Here is a 23,648-nt window from a genome sequence, read left to right as displayed (position 1 = left end):
TGGTGATGCTCAAACATAATGTTGTTGATGTGATTTTTTGTCTCTTGATCCCGTCTTTTTTTCGTCACAAAAAGATCACTCAACAACCCGTTTATTTGATAAAATTTGCGCACTCATCATTTGTGGAGATGAAACATGATTCCGAAGCTCTCTGAAGTTTCGCCAGTTCAGGCGAAATACCTTTCCTTCATTGAACGCTTAAAAGCCGCTGGTTTCTCAGGCGATCTCAACCCAGACTACGCGAACCGCGTCGTTCTTTCGACCGACAATTCCATTTACCAAGTGTTACCGCAAGGGGTGATTTACCCTAAAAGCGTGCAAGACATACAACACCTCGTCAACCTTTCTAACGAAGAGGCTTTTCAAGATATTGTACTCAGTCCACGCGGTGGCGGTACTGGGACAAATGGTCAATCCTTAACGGACGGTCTTGTTGTTGATTTATCAAAACACATGAATCGCGTACTCGAAGTCAACGTCGAGGAAGGCTGGGCCAGAGTAGAAGCAGGTGTGGTAAAAGACCAACTTAACCGAGCAATAAAGCCGCACGGATTGTTTTTTGCCCCTGAACTGTCCACCAGCAACCGGGCAACAGTGGGTGGCATGATCAATACAGATGCCAGTGGCCAAGGCTCGGTGATGTACGGTAAAACCCGCGACCACGTATTGTCGTTAAAAACCGTACTGCTTGATGGTCATTTATTAGAATCAGGACCAATCGACGACGATACCCTTGCACAAATTCAAAGTGGCAATGATTATTCAGCGCATGCGCACCGAGTAGTAGACGGCATTCAGAAGAATAAAGCGCAAGAAATCAAAGAGACTTTCCCAGCGTTAAACCGCTGCTTAACCGGCTACGATTTAGCGCACATTCGTACGGATGACGGCCAGTTCAATATGAATTCCGTACTGTGTGGTTCGGAAGGCACCTTAGGCTTTATTGTAGAAGCCAAAGTGAACCTTTTGCCCGTTCCCACTTTCGCCGCTTTGGTGAACATTCGCTACGACAGTTTTGAAGGCTCATTACGTCACGCTCGCGAATTGCTTACGGCCAAGCCAACCTCCATTGAAACCGTCGACTCCAAAGTCTTAGGCCTTGCAAAAGGCGATATTATCTGGAATTCGGTTTCAGAGTTTTTCCCTGAAAACGCCGGTGAAGACATTCAAGGGATCAATCTGGTTGAGTACACCGGCAACGACGAGCAAGAAGTCGCCAACAACATCAAAGTGCTAACGGATGCGCTGGACGCTTTAGCCGAAAGTGGCGGCAGCAGTGCTTTGGGGTACACCATCGCCATGGGGCACGAAAACGTCAATAAAATTTGGGCGATGCGGAAAAAGTCTGTTGGTTTACTTGGTAATGCCAAGGGCGAAAAGCGCCCTATTCCTTTTGTCGAAGACACCGCCGTCCCACCTGAAAACTTAGCCGACTTCATTATGGAGTTCCGTGCGGTGCTTGACAGTTATCAGGTCCAATATGGCATGTTTGGCCACGTTGATGCCGGTGTATTACACGTTCGTCCGGCTTTAGACCTTAAAGATGAAAGCCAGGAGCCCATGATTCGAGACATCACGGATAAAGTGGTCGCCTTGACACAAAAGTACGATGGCTTACTTTGGGGAGAACACGGTAAAGGGGTTCGCTCAGAATACGCGCCGGCTTTTTTCGGCAACCTCTACCCAAGCGTACAACAAGTCAAAGGCGCTTTTGATCCGCGCAATCAGCTCAACCCTGGCAAGATCGCGACGCCGTTTGAATTGGGCGCTGATTTATTAAAAATTGACGAAGTCCCTTTGCGCGGTCAGCTTGATCGTCAAATTCCGATCCAAAACCGTGATCAGTTTAAAGAGGGCATGTACTGTAATGGTAACGGTGCTTGCCATAACTTTGATCCAAACGATGCCATGTGCCCTTCTTGGAAAGGCACGCGCGATCGCCGCCATACACCAAAAGGCCGTGCGTCACTGATGCGCGAATGGCTTCGCGGCATGAGTGGACAGGGTGTGGACACCGTCAAAGCAAGCAACCAAGTGAAAGACGCCAGCTTCGTAATGAACTTCATTCCAAGACTGAAAAACACGCTAGCAAAACGTCGCGGTGAATACGATTTCTCAAACGAAGTGCATGAATCCATGATGGGATGTCTTGCCTGCAAGTCCTGCGTCGGTCAATGCCCGATTAAAGTCGATGTACCGGAGTTCAGAGCCAAGTTTCTTGAGCTGTACTACAGTCGCTACTTACGCCCAGCAAAAGATTACCTTGTTGGCTCACTGGAATTCATGATGCCCACCATGGCCATGTTCCCTCAACCTTACAACTGGCTCGTCAGCCGTAGCTGGGTAAACCATCTTAGCAGCAAATACATGGGCTTAACGGACAACCCAAAACTGAGCAAGCTGAATCTCAAAAAGGAAATGTCACGTCGCGGCATCCGTCTAGCAACGCCGTTAGCGATAGAGTCGTTAAGCTTAAAAGATCGCTCTCGTGCCGTCATTGTGGTGCAAGATGCTTTTACCAGCTACTTCGAAACAGAATTGGTACTGGATACTATGGAAGCATTAAGTCGCTTAGGGTTCCAAGCGTACCTCGCGCCCTATATGCCAAATGGCAAACCCTTGCATGTCCATGGCTTTATGAAGGCATTTAACAAAACGGCTCGTAAAAACCTAGATATGCTGCAGAGTTTGTCTTTTTACGGTCTGCCCTTTATCGGGATCGACCCATCCATGACGCTGACCTATCGCTCTGAATACGCCAAATCCTTCTCAGACAGCAGACAAGTGCCCTCCATTCAGCTGATGCAAGAATGGCTTATGGACAAACAGGAGCATCTCGCCAAACAGCCTCTACGTTGTGATAGCACCACTTATCACCTCATGACACATTGTACTGAAAAGACCAATGCCGCTGGCTCAATCAAAGACTGGCAGAAAGTTTATGAAACTTTAGGACTGGAGCTCAAAGTAGAGAACGTTGGGTGTTGCGGAATGGCGGGAACCTATGGCCACGAGTCTGCCAACAAAGAGACGTCAAAAACCATCTATGACTTGTCGTGGAAAGAAAAAGTCAACGATCCCGGCCTGCTTGGTAAGTTGGTTGCCACCGGGTATTCTTGTCGAACACAAGCGAAACGTTTTGATGACGTTGCCATTCCCCACCCGATTCAGACGCTGCTTAAGCACCTACGCGAAGCGCAGCCCGCTGACACGGTGTCAGACAGCCCGGACCAGAAACACTAAGTTGATTCTCGTAAATCGACTTCCCCTATAAGTACAGCAAAGAGCTTGAAAGTGGCTCTTTGATTATCAATAAGGCTCGGTATTCCGAGCCTTATTTTTTTAGCAAAAGGAAACCCATGAGCCACCAAAACTTACTCCATGACAGCGCAGACGAGTTAGGCCCTATTCGTGTCTTCGACGATGGTCAATATCGCATTCTTTCTTTTGCTGAAGGCGATGAGCAGAGCCGTATACGTCTTTCTACTCCTCACATTTTGCAGCACGAATACACTCAAGCCATGATGCTCCCTCTCTTATTCACTGAGCCTAAACGCGTTTGTATCTTAGGGTTAGGCGGCGGCACCCTTCTTCATGCCCTGCATCACGCTGTACCGGCGATACACATCACTGCGGTTGAATTACGACAAGAGGTGATGGATGCCGCAGAAATGTATTTCAAACTACCGAGAAACAAGCGCATTACACTAGAGGTCGACAACGCCATTGAACACATGGCGAAAGGATTACCCAAAAAAGTCGATGTATTAATGACAGACCTTTACAACACTGATGGTATGGATCGCAATGTTCTGCAGGCAAGCTTTATCGCCCACTGCGCTAACAATATTAAAGAAGATGGTTGGTTAGCCTTGAATTGTTGGGTTAATGATAAAAATAATAATGAACTTACTGAAATTATCAAAAAGCATTTTAATGACATCAGAGCACTGGACACAGGCAGTGGCAACTGGGTTATTATTGCCGGAAAGCGGGTCAATACAGACAACGCCAAAGAACTCAAATCAAAAGCACAAAAACTCAGTCATACACTGGGGTTTTCTCTAACAAAATGGCTGTCTCGACTCACAGAGCTATAGCAACACTTACAGGCCACACCCACAAAACAACCTTATAGAAAGTAGCACAAAAAAACTCCCTTAGTATCTGTGACACTAAGGGAGTTTCAAGAAATAACGAATTGAACTGTCGCGCTAAGAAGCGGCGAGCACGTTATCCACCAGAGCAATGGCTTCTTTCTCCAACTCAGACAAGTGCGCTTCAGACACAAAGCTTTCTAGGTAAATCTTATAGACACTTTCTGTGCCTGATGGACGAGCAGCAAACCAGCCATTCTCGGTTGACACCTTAAGACCACCAATCGCTGCCCCATTACCCGGCGCATGAGTCAATACAGAAACAATCGCTTCGCCTGCAAGGTTTTTTTGTGTCACATTTTTTGCGTCTAAAGCACCCAAAATGGCTTTTTGTGCCGACGTAGCCGCAACATCAATACGCTTATAAAAAGGACGTCCATAGCGCTCAACCTGTGCGTCATACAGCGTCTGTGGATCTTTGCCTGTCACGGCCAAGATCTCAGCCGCCAACAACGCCATAATAAAGCCATCTTTGTCTGTGGTCCAAACACCGGCGTCTTTACGCAAGAAAGAAGCCCCTGCACTCTCTTCGCCACCAAAGGCCATACTGCCTTCTAGCATGCCATCCACATACCATTTAAAGCCAACGGGCACTTCACATAAGGTTCGATCAAGCCCCGACACGACACGGTCAATCATACCGCTCGACACCAGCGTCTTACCAAACTGAACATCTTGTGGCCAATTCGGTCTGTGTTGCGCTAAATATTCAATCGCCACCGCTAAATAAGCATTCGGATTCATCAAACCAGAACCCGCACACACAATACCATGGCGATCATAATCCGGATCATTGCCCACGGCGATATCAAAATCGTCTTTGAGCGCTAGCAGACCTTGCATAGCATAAGGGGAAGAACAATCCATACGGATACGCCCATCTTTATCCCTTGGTACAAAGCGAAAAGTGGCATCCACCTCTGTATTGACTACCGTGATGTCTAACCCATATTTTTCTGCAATGGGTTGCCAATAATGGATGCCCGACCCGCCCATAGGGTCAACCCCTATGCGTATCTTAGCGTTCGCGATGGCCGCCATATCAACCACATTACCTAGGTCATCAACATAATGATTAAGGTAGTCAAACGGCTCAATCAAACCACTTTGCACACTCTGCTCTTCAGAAAATCGCTTTACACCATCAAGCTCTGCTTCCAATAACGCATTGGCGCGTTCGGCTACCCAATCAGTGATCGCCTTGTCAGCAGGACCACCTTTACTGGAATTGTATTTGATACCACCGTCTTCTGGCGGATTGTGAGAAGGCGTAATCACAATACCATCGCTCACATCCGACTCAGACTGATTATGTGTCAACACAGCATGGGAAATCACCGGTGTAGGCGTGTAACCGCCACCAAGCTGGGTACGAACACGTACACCATTAGCGGTTAGTACACTCAATACGGTTTGAAATGCCGCTTCGGAAAGTCCATGGGTGTCTTTGCCTAGGTATAAAGGACCGGTTATCTGCTGAGCCAGGCGATATTCTGCAATCGCTTGCGCAATGGCCAATATATGACGTTCATTAAAACTGCCATTTAACGCGCTGCCGCGGTGACCAGACGTACCAAATGCCACCCGCTCATCCGGATGCGTGCTCACACGCGGTTGCTTGGTGTAATACGCCGTCATGAGCTGAGGAAGGTTAACCAGTAAATCGTGGGAAGCAAGCTGCCCTGCTTGAGGATGAAGCGCCATATAAAAAAGTCCTATTTAAGCCGTCGAAATAGATGCTTTCAGTCTCCCTTAATTTCACATCTGTTTCAACGGCTTAACCACCGAGGTAACGAAAGTCTCAGTAAAAAATACGCAATTAACGCTTACGTAATATCAAACTGCCAATTGAATACCCAGCACCAAAAGAGCAAATCACACCAATGTCACCAGAACTCATGTCGTTATGGTATTTTGCAAAAGCAATAATCGAACCCGCCGATGCGGTATTCGCATACTCATCCAACACCACAGGCGCCTCTTCCTTGGTCGCATCTCGACCCAGCAAACGCCGACTAATTAACAGGTTCATATTCAAATTGGCCTGATGAAGCCACCAGCGCTTTAAATCAGCCACACGGATCCCTTCACTTAGTAAATGGCTCTCAATATGCTCCGCCGCCATAGGGCACACTTCCTTGAAGACTTTACGGCCATTTTGATGAAACAACTTATCAGCAGAGTAAGGATCTTCATCCGTCGCATGCGTAATATAGCCAAAGTTAGAACGGATGGCGTTGGAATAGGTCGTCACACAGCGGGTACTGAGCACATCAAAGGCGTGAGTCGATTGGCAAGTCTGTGAAGACTCAACCACGACCGCTGTCGCAACATCACCAAAAATAAAATGCGAATCACGATCCCTATAATTTACTTGGGGAGACGTCAGTTCTGGGTTAATCACCAGCACACCTTTTGAGGAACCCGCTTTAATGGCATCCACCGCTCGCTGCAATCCAAATGTGGCAGATGAACACGCCACCAACATATCAAAAGCAAACCCTTCAATGCCCAAAGCCGATTGCACCTCAATGGCGACCGCAGGGTAAGAGCGTTGCGTATAAGCACACGAAACAATCACCATATCAATATCTTTTGCTGACTTATTGGCTGCTTGAAGTGCCTTTTGTGCGGCAGCAATGGCCATTTCAGCTTGATGAGAAACCTGATCATCATCGCGAACGTCCAGTGAAGGACGCATACGGTCAATATCAAGCACGCCCTCTTTTGAATAGACATAGCGACTCTTGATACCCGATGCTTTTTCAATAAAAGACGCACTGGACAAAGGCTTTGCCGTCACTTCGCCTCGCTCAATGGCAGAGGCATTATTTTGATTAAACCGCTCTGCCCAAGCATTGTAACTGTCCACTAACTCTTCGTTGCTAATTTGGTACTGTGGCGTCCACAACCCTACACCACTAATAACTGCTGATGATGTCATAATTTAAGCCCTTTTTTATTATTGTATGATCACGATGTTTTGATCAGGATGTTTTGATCAGGATGTTTTGATCAGGATGACAGAAAGTGTGAACCAGAAAGCCAAGTCTGTCTATAAGAGTAATAACTATAAGGAAAAGAAATGCAAAATACAGATATCAGTGTTTCGCTGTTTCACCAACGAGGCATGAGAGAGCCACTTGACGAGTACCACAGATCGCATCTTGATCCGTTACCCAAGCGCGTAAGCGAGACATGCTGTCTATGTTCTTTGAGCTGCACAATTCAATGGCACCCGAAGGAAGCCGCTGTAACTCTGTCGTTATTTGATGCATTTCAAGGGGATAAGCCGACGTTAAGCGCCTTATAAGCTGAGACGTCACCCCTTCACTGGGCTCAATAATATCGCAATCCATGCCCAACGCCTGCTCAAAAATGGATTTCACTAAGGGGTAATGCGTGCAAGCCAGCACAAGCGTGTCAATGTGCTTTGCTTTCATCTCTTGTGACAAACAATGAATGGTACTGACAATACGAGACTTAGACTTTGGCCAAGCATCAATGTCAAACGCCAAGGTAGCACTGGATAAAATCACCACCTCACTGTCGGCTTTCCACAAGTCAATCAACTTATTGAGACGAGCACTTTTCGCTGTGACAGGCGTGGCCAACACAGCAACTTTGCGCCGTTTGCTGATTCGGCACGCAGGTTTGACCGCTGGCTCGACGCCGATGACTGGCAACCTTGTCACCGATCGTAGCGCATCAATGGCAACCACGGTGGCGGTATTGCAGGCGACCACAATGGCAGCAACCTGCTCTTCCTCGAAAAAGCGCCCCATAGCAAGTAAACGGGACTGCAACTGCTCCACGGTTTTATCCCCATAGGGGGCAAACTGCTCATCGGCTAAATACAATAGATCAAGACAAGGCAAGGCATGATGAATACGATTTAAAATGGTTAAACCACCTGCACCGGAATCAAGAACACCTATTTTCAACATACTTCCGCAGCAGGTAATCTCACCGGCTCACGCTCCAACCTAACACCGTATTTACTCTGCACAGAATGCTGAATCAGCGCCTCTAGCTCAAGCAAAGCATCGGCTTGTTTCTCGTCTTGATTAATTAACACCAACGCTTGCTTACTGTATACGCCCACCCCTCGATGACACTTACCTTTCCAACCAGCCTGATCAATTAACCAGCCTGCCGCCAGTTTATATCCCGCCTGGAACGGAAAAGAAACTAAGTTTGGAAATTGGCGTTTTAACCTTGCGTGCTCTGAGACATCCACCACTGGGTTCTTAAAAAAACTGCCGGCATTAGCGATAATATCTGGATCGGGCAACTTCTCGCGTCGCACCTTGCAAACAAGATCAAACACAGACTTCAGCGTTGGCGTTTCCTCTAATTGCGCTGATAGCCCACCATAATGCAATGTCAAAGCAGGCTCTTTTCGTAATGTCAGCTCAATCGACACAATAAAATAATGCGCTTTCCAGTGCTGCTTAAAAAAACTGTCTCGGTACGAAAAACCACATTCGCCCGCCTCCAACCAATGCAAGGTACTGTTTTGCACGTCTATCACTTGAACACGCTTTAAAACGTCTTTAATTTCAACCCCATAGGCACCGATGTTTTGAACGGGGGCAGCACCGGCCGTGCCTGGAATCAAGGCTAAATTCTCAATACCGTACCATCGATGCTCAACGGCATACGCCACCACAGCATGCCAACGCTCGCCGGCTGATATCGCCAGTGTCACGGTATTATCACTTTCCACCGTGGCTTGCATACCAGACAACTTATTAATAATCACCAGACCAAGAATATCGTTGGTCAGCAGTAAATTACTCCCTCCTCCCAACATGGTGACTGGATGATGATGCTTTTTCGCCCATTTCAATAACGCTGACAAACAAGAAACAGAGTCAGCGACGGCAAAATATTCTGCACAATAATCAAAACGAAAGGTGTTGTACGGCAACAGCGACACATGACGCTCAATTGACAAGTCAGCATCAAACGTGACCATATTGATATCAGGGCAAGGCGAGACCATTACTTGGCAGAACCGGACTCTAAACGTTCATCCGTGGTTAATGTTCGCGCTTCCGTTTCCAATAAAACGGGAATGCCATCACGCACAGGGTACGCCATCCCGCCCATTTTACTGATCAACTCCGTGCCATCTTGACTTAACGTCAATGGCGCTTTGGTAACAGGACACACAAGAATATCTAATAAAGTTTTGTTCATGATAAAAATCCATTATAAAAAGTTAAGTCGTTCTAACACTGAATTGGGTGCCACAAAACCCTATCGCAGCTTGCTATTTTCACACGTTTTCTGCACCCCAGAAAGCCTCTCTAAAAAGGCATTTTCTACTGTTTCTGGCAACACCAATGATATCGATAAATACCATATATCTTTATTAACCAAGGCTAAAGACTGACATTTTACCGCATCTTTTTCTGTCATAATAACCGCGCCATGGTCGGGCACATCGGCTTCAACAAACTGATGATGGTCAGCAAACCAGCGATGACTTGATTGCTCTCGCGATAAACCAAGACCCTCTAGGGTATCCATAAAACGTTCTGGGTTACCGATACCCGCCATAATATGCCACTTGGGTTGCTGGATAAACGCTTCTTTTAGAGCAAGCTGTCGTTCACCGTCTAATGACATCAAGCGGGTAGGCATTAAGGTGGCTAACTTGACCGCCACTGCCATGCTCTCCAGTGCTGGCGTCATCGAATGACCGACACTGACAACAAAATCTACGTCCGACAAACGCTCTACCGGCTCCCGTAATGGTCCCACAGGGAGGAGCTGACCATTACCCACACCACGCTTGGCATCCAACATGGCAATCTCAATGTCTCGGTTCAATGCATAGTGCTGCATTCCATCATCACAGATCACCACATTGACATCACTGGCTGCTAACAGATATTTAACCGCCTCTACCCGCTTAGCAAACACCACCAAGGGGCACCCGGTACGACGCGCTAACATCACCGGCTCATCCCCAACCTCGCTCGGCAAACTGTTTTCCGTCACGTAGGTGGGTGTGGTGATATTCGCACCGTGACCACGGGACACAATGCCGGGTCGATATCCATGAGCAATAAGCAACTGACATAAGGCAACCACCATCGGAGATTTACCCGTTCCGCCGACACTGATATTACCCACTACGACCACGGGCACCGGCGCTCTATAAGACTGCTCAGGATGCGCCAAGAACTGATGGCGCTTATTCGTCACAACGCGACGCACCCAAGGCTGCAAAGGGCGAAACACTTGTGTCCAACCAGAGGGAGAGTACCAAGAGCGCGTAAACAATGATTCTATATTCACTGCGATGACGCTTTCTGTGCGGTATGAGCTAGCTTGGTAATGCCTAAAGTCGCTGCTGCATCGTATACGCGCAACACCATATCATAAGAGGATTTTGCGTCCGCCGTGATAATAAGAGGTCGTGTCATATCGCCTTGCATGGTTTCAGTTAACCCCTGAATCAACGTACTGACTTTTTCATTAATGAGAGTTTGGCCATTGATCACATATTGGCCGTCTGCGGTAATCACTAATTCCACATTTTGATTCTTGTCTGAACTAGGGGCGTTGGACATCGCCGTTGGCAAATCAATGGTTAACTCGGTACTTTGATTAAATGTGGTACTGACCATAAAAAAGATCAACAACAAGAAAACAACGTCGATTAATGGCGTAAGGTTAATATGAACGTCATCTATTTTTTGACGTCGAAATTTCACTTTGCCGCTCCTGTCTTATCACGATCACCATGAAGCGCATCCACAAGTTTCGTAGATTGCTGCTCCATAGACACAACCAATACATCGATACGACGGCTGAAAAAACGATGAAAAATCAAGGCTGGAATGGCCACACCGAGCCCCGCCGCAGTGGTTAATAACGCTTCTGAAATACCGCCTGCCAACAAGGCGGTATTGCCAGCGCCATTTTCCATCAGCACAGCAAACACCTTAATCATACCGACTACCGTGCCCAACAAACCAAGCAAAGGAGAAATCGCGGCAATGGTACCCAACGTATTCATAAAACGTTCCAACTCATGAATCACATGACCTGCCGCCTCTTGAACACTCTCTTTCATGGGTGCGCGGCCGTGTTTTGAATTCAGTAGCCCAGCAGCAAAAATCGATGAAAGGCCGGTTTTAGATTGCATGGAGCGAATGTAGTCTAGCGTCATGCGATCGTCCCTTAGGCGCGTCATGACATCGGTTAACAAGCCACTAGGGGCAACAACGGATTTGCGTAGTGTCCAAAAGCGCTCAAGGATGATGGCCAACGTTAAAATGGAACAGGCCAACAAGGGCCACATGAAAAAACCACCCGTTTGAATAAAAGCTAACACAACGCACTCCAATCTAATTTTGTTGCTAATTTAACACACTCTCTAACATTTCAACACGTTTGCAAGTGTCAGATTTAAAGAGAAAAAAAGCATAAAGACAGGACGAATGACGCAATGAAATTTGTCCGTTATAAAGATAAAACGATAAGGTTTCAGATTCTGGAATAATGACCCACTGGACATCCAAAGCCTCTAACATCGCCATGACCTCAGGCGACTCCTCTCTTCTTAAAACCAGCCAGGTCACATTATTGAGTAACAGCCATTTTGGCGAAAGGGCATCAAAAGGATAAGACGACATCATTAACCCTTTTCCCTCGGTGGCTTTGACGCTCTCTTTGCTGATAACCGCCGGCATATACTGCGACAACATCAGACGAGAAAAGTCTTCCTCTACCCAGGCATTATTTATCAGGGTATTTTGACCTTGCATCAGCAATAATTGATTCCCTCTATTGGTAAGCTGGTAATCCGCCTGACGACCCTGAAAGAGTGCACTAGAAAACACCACCCACCAAATAAAAACCGCACTCAACATCCCACGTTTTAACGGACTTTGGTACACCCAGAACAACACCAAAAATAACAATAACCATCGCGGCAAAGTAGAGTAAAAAACGTCATAAAAAAGCAATAACCATTCAAAGGCAATCCACTCAAGCCCCTGCAAAACATAGCTAAGTAGCCAGTCTAAGCAGGTATAAACATAATCGCTCGATAAAAGCATAACCTCCATACACGACAAGAGTCCGAAGGGAAACCAAACGAACGCAGCAAAGGGGATCAGCAAGATATTCACAAAAATAGAGAGGCTTGAGATGGCTTCTTGCCACCCTAATATCAGCACCATGGATGCCGTACTTAACATGACCTGCACCATGAAAAGACGAGACAACCGTGTCGAGGTTTGGCAGTAGCCAATAAGCAGATACACCATACTAAAAGACAACCATAGACCTGGCTGCATAATCGTACGAGGGTCCACCAGCAAGACCAACCAGAGCGCAAAGGTAATAATGTGGTGTGGCAACACCCGCAGCGCCATCGCACGAGCAAGCAAATAGACACTCAACATAATCCCCGCTCTAACAACGGGCTCCCCCCATTGCGTGAGATAAGCGTAGACCAACAACAAAGGGATAATCACAACCGCATCACACTGCCATCGTGTCACGCCCGATAGCACCCATCGCTGAGGTAAAGCCCACCAAACCGCTCGGCTCACGATACGGCCAATCACGAACATAAAACCTGTGTGCAAACCCGATACAACAAACAAATGCGCAAGGCCAAGCGTACGAATGACCCAAGTATCACGCTCACTCCATAAATCGTCTTCACCCCATAATAACGCCTTCGAAAATCGCCAAGAGTCATGATCCGACAAGGCACTCTCTAATGTAAGGAGCAGCCGCGACCGGACTGTCTCGTCAGAAGAAGTTAAAACACGCATTTCAGCCCAAAAATTGGCATCCGGATTGATTAACTTAAGCGTCAATTCCGCTTGATGCCGCGAAGCATAAAGCTGCTTTTGCCACCAGCTGCCAGTTTTGCTCTGATGCAAAATAGAAGTCAACTCGGCGTGATATAGGTGACTTTTGGCGTTAGAAATACTCGGCGGTTCAGATGAAAACTCAAGGCGCACCGTAGAGTAACGGAAACGCTCCCCGTCTGGACTAAAAAGCACAACACGAACATGGGGGGAAATAAAAGGTGGCACAGACGAGGCAGCATCAAGGTGCGGATAAAAGACGGTTTTCTCTTGGAAATCCACCCAAACAAATTCACCTTTTTTCAAACCAGTCAATGAAAAATCACTGTACTCACTAAACGTTACACAAATAAAGGAGAGAAATGTTAAAAACAGTACGAATAGACGCTTTGACCATATTAGGTAGAGACACACCATTATGATGTAAGTAGAATACACCCATAAATAGTCACTCGGCACCATAATGGCGCCCATCAATATGGATAAGCTACTTAGTAACATAAGACCTCCTTGTCTTAAGTTGCTATATTATTTTTACCTGATTATGCCGAAGAATTATCTTAAAGGATTCATACCCAATCCTGAAAAACTAAAACAAAGCAAAGCCCTTAATCTACTTGGCGCTCAGATATACGAAGCAAATTTATGGCATCTAAATCGTAAATCCGTTGCTCGTGCGTTTTTCAATGGCATTTTTTGGGCGTTCATTCCGATGCCTTTTCAAATGTTGGCTGCGGCTTTACTTGCAATTCCACTAAGAGCAAACATTCCTTTGTCTATTGCCCTTGTATGGATTACCAACCCCCTTACTATGCCCTTTGTATTTTACTTCAACTATAAAGTAGGCGCTTTGATACTCGACTACCAGAGCCAGAAAGAGTTTCAGCTGTCCGTTGAATGGATATGGGACAAAATGGAACACATTTGGCCACCCCTTTATGCAGGCTCGATCGTAAGCGGATTGGTTTTTGGCGCAATTGGCTTCATTGTTATCAGCATTTCATGGCGTGTTCAGGTCATAAAGCGGTGGCAAGAACGAAAGCATCGCAACCGCCATCGGTAAGACTTATTCGTTCTATTAGTAAGCAACCACCAACACACAATCTCACCCAATTATTTCAACTGAGTAAGCGCACCTTGCGACAAGCGGTACGCTGAATCCATCCAGCCAAGCATCTTCTCATCATGGGTGACAATTAAAAATGCCATGTCATAGGTCGCTTTTAATTCATTAATAAGATTTTGAATGTCTAACGAGGTTTTTTCGTCCAAATTCCCCGTTGGTTCATCCATCAATACGCAAGCGGGTCGATTCGCTAGGGCTCGCGCAATAGCAACACGCTGCCTTTCACCGCCAGAAAGTTGAGAAGGCTTGTGATGATAGCGATCACCAAGCCCTACCTGAGTAAGAAGCGCTTCACCCTGTTTTTTGGCTTCTTTTTTGTCAACGCCAGCAATCCACATCGGCATTAACACATTTTCCAATGCGGAGAACTCTGGCAACAAGTGATGGAACTGATACACAAAGCCCATTTCTTTGTTGCGCATTTTGGCCCGTTTCGCATCGCTTATATTGGCCCACGAAACCTGCGCCAACTTAACATCACCAGACGTAGACAAATCCAGCCCTGCCAATAAATTCAACAATGTGGTTTTACCTGAGCCAGATGCTCCCACAATGGCACAAGCCGTTCCTTTATAAAGACCAAAATCAATAGAATGAAACACATCAACGGTTTGCTTACCGTCTTGATACTGTTTCGATAATGCTTGGCACTCTAATACTAAGCCCTCACTCATAACGTAATGCCTCTGCTGGTTCGACCTTAGATGCTCGCCACGCCGGATAAATAGTGGCCAACACCGTCATAATAAAGGCAGAGGACACAATAATTTTCACATCAGACCATTGCAGCTCTGAAGGTAAGTAGTTTATGAAGTACACATCTGCACTGAGGAATTCCACATTAAGCAAAGACTGCAATCCAGCGATGATATCACTCACATTTAACGCCAGCGCAACACCGAGCACAACACCTATTAAAGTGCCTAACATGCCGATAAAGATTCCCTGCACAATAAATACCCACATAACTTGACCAGAGGTTAACCCCATGGTTCTAAGAATGGCAATGTCATTACGCTTGTCTGTTACCACCATCACTAACGTAGACACAATATTGAATGCCGCTACAGCAACGATCAGCAATAACAACAAACCAATCATGGTTTTTTCCATTTTAATCGCCTGAAACAAGCTACCGTGAGTTCTTGTCCAATCGCTGACCCTATTTTGACCCGGGATAGCACGTGCTATCTCCCAAATACGGATGGGTGCAACAAATAAATCATCAAACGAGATACGCAACGCTTCCACGCTATCTTCATCATAACGCTTCAGTTTCGCGGCGTCCGTAATGTTTATATAGGCCAAACCGCTATCTAACTCAGCCCCTACCTCAAACGTACCCACAACAGTAAAACGCTTTAAAACAGGCGCAACACCTGCAATAGACACATTCGCTTTAGGCAAGATCGCCGTCACTTTATCACCCATTTCAACCCTCAGCATCTTGGCCAATTGAGCACCTAACACAATTCCGAAACGGGTATCATTTAATGCATCCAGTGAACCTGATGCCATGTTTTCATCAATAATGGAGACTTTCTTCTCCATCTCAGGGTTAATACCATTCAAAATAGCACCATGCACACTGGCACCGGACTGAAACATGACTTGAGCTTGAATATGTGGCGCAACCCCAATCACATCGGGCATGTTTTCCACTCGATCAGCGGTACCCCGCCAATCCACTAACACCGGGCTACCCCATAAAGTAGCATGGGGAACCATACCTAAAATGCGTTCACGCAGCTCACGGTCAAAGCCATTCATCACTGACAAAACGGTGATCAGCACCATGACGCCAAGGGCAAGGCCAGTAATAGAAGAAAAACTGATAAATGAAATAAAGTGATTAGAGCGTTTGGCGCGTGCGTAGCGTAAGCCAATCGCAACAGGGAGGAGATTAATCAATGTGTGTCCTTGCTTGATGAAAAGCGTCTTAATGGCAAAATGTCACGATAGAAGATCACTCACCTATCGTGACATGCTTAGCCGCCTATCCGCTTATGCGTCGAAATCGATACCTATACGACGACCTACATCTTCGTACGCTTCGATTACGCCACCCAAACCTTGGCGGAAACGGTCTTTGTCTAATTTTTCTTTGGTTTGAGCATCCCACAAACGGCAACCGTCTGGAGAAAACTCATCCCCTAACAATACTTCACCTTTATATAGGCCAAATTCCAGTTTGTAATCAACCAGAATCATGCCACCTTCGGCAAAAATCGCTTTTAGTACATCATTTACTTTATACGTCAGCGCTTTGGCTTTTGCTAAATCATCCGCTTTAGCCCAACCAAACGACTCTACATGTGACTCGTTGATCATAGGATCACCAAGGGCATCGTTTTTCAAAAACAATTCAAATGTAGGTGGCGTCAAAGTAATGCCCTCTTCAACACCTAAACGACGACACAAGCTTCCCGCTGCAACATTTCGAACAACGCACTCAACAGGCATCATATCAAGGTTTTTCACCAAGGATTCGTTGTCGCTCAACAACGCCTCAAAGTGCGTTGGAATACCCGCCTCTTGCAGCTTCGTCATGATAAACGCGTTGAATTTGTTATTTACCATGCCTTTGCGGTCAAGTTGCTCGATTCGTTTGCCATCAAAGGCTGAGGTATCATCACGAAACATGAGCACCATTTTGTCAGGATCATCTGTACGAAAGACAGATTTTGCTTTACCTGCATACAGCTCTTGTCGTTTTTCCATTGGAGGGTCTCCAGTTTGCTTGTGTGGGGGTTAATCTTCTTTATTTACAAAGCGTTGCGTCAAATGGAACGACGTAAGCTCGGGATAATCCGTCGCTGACACATCGATCACTAGAAAATCGCCCGCTTTTTGTTGCAAAATTTCATATGGATATTCGCGTTTATCCCAATTCACATCATCAAGATTACGACGACGTACATTGAATAACTTCATTGACTCACCATTGCCAGTGGGAACATCTAGGCTAATGACATCACCCACACGCTCCACTTCATCGGAAGGCACAGGGGCAATTAACGACGCCTCCCCTGGCATTAGGTAAAAGCCTTTGTCCAGCAAAGCAGACTCAACAGCATCTGGCGTCAATTGGTTACCAAGGCGAACAGCAAACTGCCCTTGGTGGTCTACCCAAATAGGGAATGCAGCCATTTCTCCGCGATTAGATAAATACGCCGAAGACTGATTCAGCTGTCTCCCCGTCGTTCCCCAGAGACGCACAGCAACACCATAAGCGTCTGTATTCTCAGTCGGGCTTTCCCAAGCGGTTGGCTCCATCGCTTCTTGCTCATCACGGTATTGAATCGTCACGAGGGTTTTATTAGGCTCTCCTTCAACCTCAGAGAACGCAAAGTTAAACGCGGTCTTTTTCGGGTAAAGGCGTGTGATGTCGCTCCATAGATTCGCCCACCAACCTTGTGGATGAAAATCAAATGGGATCGTCACAATTGTATTGTCTGTTTCTGTCGCAATTGCTGATCCAGCACCGTGCAAAGCCGTCAAAAAGTCAGACACAATACGCTTGGATTGCGTCATATTCGCCGGTACGGTCAAGACCATGGCATTATCTGTCTCACTGACACCCACTTGCACCATTGGGTAGAAGGTAAACGGCGCTCTTGGGGTCACAAAGGTATTGGTCGCTTCTAAATCCGCAATTTTCTGCTCGTTAGGAATCACCAACGCATCCTTGATCGTCAAGGAGCCTTCTGGCACCTCAAGCGTAGAACCGGTTGAACGCTCTGTTTGATACTCATTGGCTGAATCGGTAAAAAAAAGACTGCAGCCAGACAGCATGAAGGCAATGGAACCCACGCCCACTATTTGTAAAGACACTTTTTTCATACTAGTAACTCTCCGGCATCAATCATAACTTGATGAACAGCGAAAATAAGGCTGCTCAGATAAAAGGGGCAAAAGTAAACAAACTCTTTATTCATACACATCAAGCTAGCTTGTGCGCCCACTTGGCAAGAATAAAAATCCATCGCATGTGCTTTTTCACCCTAACAGGTACTTTTCACCACAAGCAGACAAAACAGACGCTGCCACTTATACGACTGCTGGTGGAATGATAAATTAAAAGCGCGCTTATAGTACCGCTCAGGCTGTTGTTTCACAATAATTACGCCGCGTAAAGCCGGAGTAAATTCATAGGCTGAACTTTTTGCAGGATTTTTAACCTCTCTATTGTTAAGCTTGCGTACCAGTCATGACTTAATACCCTATGTATAGACACATTTTACTTGTGGCTATACCAACACATTTAATAGAGAGACATCTTATGACCATTGAAATTGGACAAGCCGCACCCGACTTTAGTGCAAAAGACCAAAACGGCGACACGATCACGCTAAGCCAATTTAAAGGTAAAAAAGTGGTCTTATATTTTTACCCAAGAGACTCAACGCCAGGCTGTACTGCCCAAGCTTGCGACCTGCGTGATCATTATCAAACCCTGCTTGATCAAGGTTTTGTTGTACTGGGCATCAGTACCGACACCGAGAAAAAACATCAGAACTTCATCGCCAAATACGACCTCCCTTTTCCTTTGATTGCTGACACAGACAAAACCGTTCATGAGCTGTACGGCACTTGGCAGCTTAAAAAGTTCATGGGACGTGAGTCCATGGGTACAGTAAGAACAACCTTTATCATCGATGAAGAAGGCATGATCAGCGACATTATTAGCAAGGTAAAAACAAAAGCGCATGCTGAACAAATTTTAGGTTAAACAAACGTTTATCACTAACCTAAGCAAGTCTCACAACCAAAAAAGGGAGTTAGCACAACACTAACTCCCTTTTTTGATGCTTTTGAAATGACTTACTGGCGCGTTAACCGGTCATTACTCAAAGTGACTGGCTCAGATGAACGGTAAGGGTTGATATCCAGTCCGCCCCTGCGGACATAGCGGGCATAAACAGTCAAACTCTTAGGCTGACAACGACGCATGATATCGATAAAAATCCGCTCAACGCATTGCTCATGAAAATCTGTATGCTCTCGAAAAGACACAAGGTATTTTAATAGGCTTTCATGCGCTATTTTGGCTCCCTTGTATTCAATAATGACAGACCCCCAATCGGGTTGATTCGTCACGGGACAATTCGACTTCAAGAGATGACTCACTAGACGCTCTTCCACCTCACCAGCGTCGGCTTCGACCCCAAGCAGCGCCTCATTAGGATGATAGTCTGTAATACTCACATCCAAATCGTCAATACAATAATCGGGCGTCAAAACCACCAAGGCTTCCATAGCATCAACATCGCGAAGCACTACCGTCACCGGCGCACCCGCGGCATCAGAAAGGTCCTTCTCAAGCAAAGCTTGCACTTCTTCAGCTGACTCATAGCGCATTTGATTGAGTGAATTCAGATACAACTTAAACGATTTGGACTCAATAATATTGGGGGAATCGCACGGCAAACGAAACTCAGCAATCGCAACAATCGGCTTACCTTTTACATTTAGCCAGGAGAGTTCATAGGCATTCCAAATATCCTCACCGTAAAAAGGCAAACGCTCTGACGCAATGCCCATTTCGGACCATTTATCGACTCGTGCAATGGGGTAAAGCAGCCCTGCATCGTACTCAGAAACATAATCTGTTTGCTGACCTAAGGGTAAAAATCCCATGTAACCTTCCTTAACTTCTAATACCTTTGCCTTGATTCAACAAGCGCAAACTAAAACTGAATAACACCACAATAAAGACACAAACGATCACCAATGCCCAATAAACATTGATGTCCGACACACCCAAAACGCCATATCGAAACGCATTTACCATGTATAAAACGGGGTTCAACATGGAAACGGATTGCCAAAAATCTGGCAGTAAATCAATTGAATAAAACACACCACCAAGATACGTCAGTGGCGTCAAAATAAAGGTAGGTACAATGGACACATCGTCAAAACTGCGCGCGTAAATTGCGTTCACAAAACCACCAAGCGCGAACATCACCGACGTCAGACACACAACAATGATCGTCAAAAACAAACTTTCTAGCGCCATGTGCGTAAAAAATAACGACAGCAAAGTCACCGTTAAACCGACACACAACCCACGAGATACACCGCCCAGAGTATAACCGAGCAAGATCACCCAATTTGGCGTTGGCGATACCAATAACTCCTGCACACTGTGCTGAAACTTTGCCGAAAAAAATGATGACGACACATTGGAGTAAGAGTTGGTAATCACCGACATCATAATCAAACCAGGGACGATGTATTGCATGTAGCTGAAGCCCCCCATTTCCCCAATACGTTCCCCAATCAGATTTCCAAAGATGGCAAAGTACAGCGTCATAGTAATCGCAGGGGGTAACAAGGTTTGCGGCCAAATACGTGTGTAACGACGAATTTCACGTACCAAAATCGTATAAAAGGCAATCCAGATTTCTGAGTTTTTCATTTTTTAGCCCTTGATTAATTTAACGAACAACTCTTCGAGTCGATTGGACTTATTACGCATACTCACCACGTTAATCGACATCGCATCCAAAGCTCGAAACACCAGATTAATGGACTGGCCTTTCATGACATCCACTTCTAACGAGGCACCATCTTGACCAATCGAGACATTAAACCCTTCAATCGACCAATCAGTAGGCACAGGGTTATCTAAGTCTAAAATGAAGGTCTCTTGATTTAATGTTTTTAACAAGGCTTTAACGCTGGTGTTTTCAACGATTTCGCCGGCACTAATAATCGCAATATTGCGGCAAAGCTGTTCTGCCTCTTCAAGATAATGCGTGGTTAAGATAATCGTTGTACCCTGCTCATTGAGCTTTTTAATGAATTCCCACATGGAACGTCTTAGTTCAATGTCTACACCAGCCGTCGGCTCATCCAAAATCAACACATCTGGTTCATGAATCAAGGCTCGAGCAATCATTAATCGTCGTTTCATCCCACCCGACAACATACGTGATTGAGCGTCTTTTTTAGACCAGAGGCCAAGCTGCTTTAAATACTTTTCCGCTCGCGCTTCGGCTACAGAACGGCTGATGCCATAAAAGCCCGCCTGCGTCACCACGACATTAAATACCGTTTCAAATACGTTAAAATTAAACTCCTGTGGCACCACACCAAGGTGTTTTTTGGCCTTAGCAAAATCTTGATCAATATCAGTACCAAAGATGGACACTTGACCAGACGATTTATTCACTAGGGAGCATAAGATCCCAATAGTCGTGGATTTACCTGCGCCATTTGGCCCTAAAAGCGCAAAGAAGTCCCCTTTCTCTACACATAAATCCACACCTTTTAATGCCTCAAAACCACCATCGTAGCGTTTTTTAAGGTCTCTAATTTCGATTGCATATGTCATAATTAAAATTCTCGAACGGCACTGCCGACTTAATAGTGACTAACTTGAATAGGGTTTTACGTGGAATCACGCACACAATACATACTTGACGCATTTGCTGACTTGCGCAGCCGAATGACAGAACACGCACCTTTTGACCAAACCGATCTTGCGGAAGAAGAACTCGACTTCTTGGAGAAATGGGACAGTTTGATTAAACACATTCAAGAAAACGATCATAATTACACATTCGACGCACAAGACCTTTTGTCGCGCTTTATACGCTGCTACGCCAATCTTGTACCATTAATCAAACGTGAACTGTTGTGGTTTGTTGGCGGAGAATGCCTGCATTTTCTTGGCGATGAAGAAATTGCACTTTATCAGCAATTTGAAGAACGATTATACGAACTCGACAGCCAAAACCAACCCTACAACATCACAACAGAACTAACGGCATTACGTGAATTACCACAAGCCATTCACTAACACGGAAAATGAATGGGCGGGAGGCATTCCGCCCAGTACCGTTACGATATTTTCTTGAAAACCAAGGTGCCATTTGTCCCACCAAAACCAAAAGAGTTGTTTAACACAACATCAATTTTGCGTTTCTGAGGGGTGATAGGAACATAATTTAAATCACAACCGTCACTTGGCTCTTCAAGATTAATGGTAGGTGGCGCCACCTGATCTCGAATCGCTAAAATTGAGAAAATGGACTCAACCGCCCCTGAAGCCCCTAATAGATGACCAATCATTGACTTGGTCGAACTGATCGCGACGTCTGATGCATCTTCACCCATCAGCGCATTCACAGCTTGAGTTTCTGCCAAATCTCCAGCTGGGGTAGAGGTGCCATGAGCATTGATATAATCGACGGTTGAAGGCGCAAGCTTGGCGTCATTTAGCGCAGCACGCATCGCTAACATCGCACCTTCTCCCCCTTCTGATGGCGCAGTCATATGGTAAGCATCATCACTCATACCAAACCCTGCCAGCTCAGCATAAATCGTTGCCCCTCTGGCGACAGCGTGTTCATACTCTTCAAGCACCAGAATGCCAGCACCGTCCCCCATCACAAAACCATCACGGTTCTTATCCCATGGGCGGCTAGCCGTTTTATAATCGTCATTGCGAGTAGACAAGGCACGCGCTGCACCAAAGCCACCAATGCCTAATGGGGTGATGGCCATTTCAGCCCCCCCTGCAATCATGACATCTGCATCACCGTAAGCAATCATTCGACCGGCCATGCCGATATTGTGAGTGCCTGTTGTGCATGCCGTCACAATGGAGATGTTCGGCCCTTTAAAGCCAAAGCGAATGGCCACATGCCCTGAAATCATATTAATGATCGCGCCAGGCACAAAGAAAGGAGAAATACGTTTAGGGCCGGACTCGTTCAGTAGCTCTAGATTTTTCTCGATCATTGGCAAACCACCAATGCCCGAACCTATCGCACAACCAACACGACTTAAGTCTGCTGTATCTGCATTAAGGTTAGCATCATCCAACGCCTGCACCGCTGCTGCGATACCATATTGGATAAAAAGATCCATTTTTCGTGCTTCCTTGACACTCATATATGGAGTGGCATCAAAACCATCGACCTGTGCGGCAAAACGTGTTGAAAACTGGCTAGCATCAAAGGAAGTGATTTCTGACACACCACTTTTTCCTTCCAAAATGTTATCCCAGGTATCTTTCACATTATTGCCTAGGGGTGTCACCATTCCCATTCCTGTGACTACAACCCGACGACGAGACATACGATTTCTCCAGCAATTCGCCCAAACTCTCAAGAGCCGTTAAATAAGAAAAGCCGCTGTAACATAATACAAGCGGCTTTTCGGAAAACTCAGTAAACTAAAATCTTACAAGTTAGCGTTGATGTAGTCGTTCGCTGCTTGTACGGTAGTGATTTTTTCAGCTTCTTCGTCAGGAATTTCAGTATCGAATTCCTCTTCCAAAGCCATTACTAGCTCAACTGTGTCTAGGGAATCTGCGCCCAGGTCATCAACGAAAGATGCAGATGCAACAACATCCTCTTCTTTAACACCTAGTTGTTCACAAACAATTTTCTTAACGCGTTCTTCAATGCTACTCATTAGAAGTTCCTACTTTACTTATTAACAGCTCAGTGTGAGCATATTATAAAAATTCGATCACCTAAAAGGCGTGATTCTCAACATGAA

General features: G+C 45.9%; 23 protein-coding genes. 5 read left to right on the top strand and 18 right to left on the bottom strand.

Annotated elements, in window-relative coordinates; genetic code table 11:
- Positions 1 to 135: 135 nt before the first annotated feature.
- Both ydiJ and LG368_RS08160 read left to right on the top strand, forming a co-directional pair.
- A complete protein-coding gene (gene ydiJ / locus LG368_RS08165) occupies positions 136 to 3,243 on the top strand; it encodes a D-2-hydroxyglutarate dehydrogenase YdiJ (RefSeq protein ID WP_226754242.1) in 3,108 nt (1,035 codons plus the stop codon).
- Between the two features lie 116 nt (positions 3,244 to 3,359).
- On the top strand, positions 3,360 to 4,100 hold the full coding sequence (locus LG368_RS08160; RefSeq protein WP_226754241.1) for a spermidine synthase: 741 nt from the start codon (positions 3,360 to 3,362) through the stop codon (positions 4,098 to 4,100).
- 114 nt (positions 4,101 to 4,214) lie between these two features.
- Here the strand turns inward: LG368_RS08160 and pgm are convergent, their stop codons facing one another.
- From pgm to LG368_RS08115, 9 genes are all read right to left on the bottom strand, one after another.
- Positions 4,215 to 5,861: a phosphoglucomutase (alpha-D-glucose-1,6-bisphosphate-dependent) gene (gene pgm / locus LG368_RS08155; protein WP_226754240.1), complete on the bottom strand. Its 1,647-nt coding sequence runs from the start codon at positions 5,859 to 5,861 to the stop codon at positions 4,215 to 4,217.
- A gap of 115 nt (positions 5,862 to 5,976) precedes the next feature.
- The gene (locus LG368_RS08150; protein ID WP_226754239.1) at positions 5,977 to 7,101 is read right to left on the bottom strand and encodes a beta-ketoacyl-ACP synthase III; all 1,125 of its coding nucleotides are present in this window, start codon (positions 7,099 to 7,101) and stop codon (positions 5,977 to 5,979) included.
- A 157-nt stretch (positions 7,102 to 7,258) separates the two neighbouring features.
- The gene (murI, locus tag LG368_RS08145) at positions 7,259 to 8,104 is read right to left on the bottom strand and encodes a glutamate racemase (protein WP_226754238.1); all 846 of its coding nucleotides are present in this window, start codon (positions 8,102 to 8,104) and stop codon (positions 7,259 to 7,261) included.
- Positions 8,098 to 9,165 (bottom strand): UDP-N-acetylmuramate dehydrogenase, encoded by a 1,068-nt coding sequence (gene murB / locus LG368_RS08140; protein WP_226754237.1) that lies wholly within the window; start codon positions 9,163 to 9,165, stop codon positions 8,098 to 8,100. The genes murI and murB overlap by 7 nt, the downstream gene beginning before the upstream one ends.
- On the bottom strand, positions 9,165 to 9,362 hold the full coding sequence (locus LG368_RS08135; protein ID WP_226754236.1) for a Trm112 family protein: 198 nt from the start codon (positions 9,360 to 9,362) through the stop codon (positions 9,165 to 9,167). The genes murB and LG368_RS08135 overlap by 1 nt, the downstream gene beginning before the upstream one ends.
- A 60-nt stretch (positions 9,363 to 9,422) precedes the next feature.
- Positions 9,423 to 10,469, bottom strand: coding sequence for a tetraacyldisaccharide 4'-kinase (gene lpxK / locus LG368_RS08130; RefSeq protein WP_226754235.1), 1,047 nt, complete (start codon positions 10,467 to 10,469; stop codon positions 9,423 to 9,425).
- Complete coding sequence (locus LG368_RS08125; RefSeq protein ID WP_226754234.1) at positions 10,466 to 10,888, bottom strand: ExbD/TolR family protein; 423 nt, start codon at positions 10,886 to 10,888, stop codon at positions 10,466 to 10,468. Before LG368_RS08125 ends, lpxK begins: the two co-directional genes overlap by 4 nt.
- Positions 10,885 to 11,511, bottom strand: a complete 627-nt coding sequence (locus tag LG368_RS08120; RefSeq protein ID WP_226754233.1) for a MotA/TolQ/ExbB proton channel family protein — start codon at positions 11,509 to 11,511, stop codon at positions 10,885 to 10,887. Before LG368_RS08120 ends, LG368_RS08125 begins: the two co-directional genes overlap by 4 nt.
- A 25-nt stretch (positions 11,512 to 11,536) precedes the next feature.
- Positions 11,537 to 13,504 carry a ComEC/Rec2 family competence protein gene (locus tag LG368_RS08115; RefSeq protein WP_226754232.1) on the bottom strand — a complete coding sequence of 656 codons (1,968 nt, stop codon included), beginning with the start codon at positions 13,502 to 13,504 and terminating at the stop codon, positions 11,537 to 11,539.
- Here LG368_RS08115 and LG368_RS08110 point away from each other — a divergent pair.
- Positions 13,482 to 14,066, top strand: coding sequence for a DUF2062 domain-containing protein (locus tag LG368_RS08110; protein ID WP_226754231.1), 585 nt, complete (start codon positions 13,482 to 13,484; stop codon positions 14,064 to 14,066). The genes LG368_RS08115 and LG368_RS08110 overlap by 23 nt on opposite strands.
- A 50-nt stretch (positions 14,067 to 14,116) precedes the next feature.
- On the opposite strand, the gene LG368_RS08105 is transcribed toward LG368_RS08110, so the two are convergent.
- From LG368_RS08105 to LG368_RS08090, 4 genes are all read right to left on the bottom strand, one after another.
- Positions 14,117 to 14,803 carry an ABC transporter ATP-binding protein gene (locus tag LG368_RS08105; protein WP_226754230.1) on the bottom strand — a complete coding sequence of 229 codons (687 nt, stop codon included), beginning with the start codon at positions 14,801 to 14,803 and terminating at the stop codon, positions 14,117 to 14,119.
- Positions 14,796 to 16,040: a lipoprotein-releasing ABC transporter permease subunit gene (locus tag LG368_RS08100; protein ID WP_226754229.1), complete on the bottom strand. Its 1,245-nt coding sequence runs from the start codon at positions 16,038 to 16,040 to the stop codon at positions 14,796 to 14,798. Before LG368_RS08100 ends, LG368_RS08105 begins: the two co-directional genes overlap by 8 nt.
- Before the next feature lie 93 nt (positions 16,041 to 16,133).
- On the bottom strand, positions 16,134 to 16,850 hold the full coding sequence (purC, locus tag LG368_RS08095) for a phosphoribosylaminoimidazolesuccinocarboxamide synthase (protein ID WP_226754228.1): 717 nt from the start codon (positions 16,848 to 16,850) through the stop codon (positions 16,134 to 16,136).
- A gap of 30 nt (positions 16,851 to 16,880) precedes the next feature.
- On the bottom strand, positions 16,881 to 17,972 hold the full coding sequence (locus LG368_RS08090; protein WP_226754227.1) for a hypothetical protein: 1,092 nt from the start codon (positions 17,970 to 17,972) through the stop codon (positions 16,881 to 16,883).
- Positions 17,973 to 18,411: 439 nt separating this feature from the next.
- Here LG368_RS08090 and bcp point away from each other — a divergent pair, with 439 nt between their 5' ends.
- Positions 18,412 to 18,861: a thioredoxin-dependent thiol peroxidase gene (gene bcp / locus LG368_RS08085; RefSeq protein WP_226754226.1), complete on the top strand. Its 450-nt coding sequence runs from the start codon at positions 18,412 to 18,414 to the stop codon at positions 18,859 to 18,861.
- 92 nt (positions 18,862 to 18,953) lie between these two features.
- Here the strand turns inward: bcp and queF are convergent, their stop codons facing one another.
- The 3 genes from queF to LG368_RS08070 are packed head-to-tail and all read right to left on the bottom strand — an operon-like array spanning position 18,954 to position 21,471.
- A complete protein-coding gene (gene queF / locus LG368_RS08080; protein WP_226754225.1) occupies positions 18,954 to 19,769 on the bottom strand; it encodes an NADPH-dependent 7-cyano-7-deazaguanine reductase QueF in 816 nt (271 codons plus the stop codon).
- Positions 19,770 to 19,779: 10 nt separating this feature from the next.
- Complete coding sequence (locus LG368_RS08075) at positions 19,780 to 20,553, bottom strand: ABC transporter permease (RefSeq protein ID WP_226754224.1); 774 nt, start codon at positions 20,551 to 20,553, stop codon at positions 19,780 to 19,782.
- Between the two features lie 3 nt (positions 20,554 to 20,556).
- Positions 20,557 to 21,471: an ABC transporter ATP-binding protein gene (locus LG368_RS08070; RefSeq protein ID WP_226754223.1), complete on the bottom strand. Its 915-nt coding sequence runs from the start codon at positions 21,469 to 21,471 to the stop codon at positions 20,557 to 20,559.
- A 60-nt stretch (positions 21,472 to 21,531) separates the two neighbouring features.
- Between LG368_RS08070 and LG368_RS08065 the strand changes: the two genes are divergently transcribed.
- Positions 21,532 to 21,939 (top strand): PA2817 family protein, encoded by a 408-nt coding sequence (locus LG368_RS08065; RefSeq protein WP_226754222.1) that lies wholly within the window; start codon positions 21,532 to 21,534, stop codon positions 21,937 to 21,939.
- A 41-nt stretch (positions 21,940 to 21,980) separates the two neighbouring features.
- Here the strand turns inward: LG368_RS08065 and fabF are convergent, their stop codons facing one another.
- Both fabF and acpP read right to left on the bottom strand, forming a co-directional pair.
- Complete coding sequence (gene fabF / locus LG368_RS08060) at positions 21,981 to 23,222, bottom strand: beta-ketoacyl-ACP synthase II (protein WP_226754221.1); 1,242 nt, start codon at positions 23,220 to 23,222, stop codon at positions 21,981 to 21,983.
- A 105-nt stretch (positions 23,223 to 23,327) separates the two neighbouring features.
- The gene (gene acpP, locus LG368_RS08055; RefSeq protein ID WP_012069834.1) at positions 23,328 to 23,561 is read right to left on the bottom strand and encodes an acyl carrier protein; all 234 of its coding nucleotides are present in this window, start codon (positions 23,559 to 23,561) and stop codon (positions 23,328 to 23,330) included.
- Positions 23,562 to 23,648 lie beyond the last annotated feature (87 nt).

The sequence above is a fragment of the Marinomonas algarum genome, from assembly GCF_020532605.1.
GTDB lineage: Bacteria > Pseudomonadota > Gammaproteobacteria > Pseudomonadales > Marinomonadaceae > Marinomonas > Marinomonas algarum.
The sequence above is the reverse complement of the archived record's forward strand: the minus strand, read 5'-3'. Positions and strand labels throughout refer to the sequence as shown.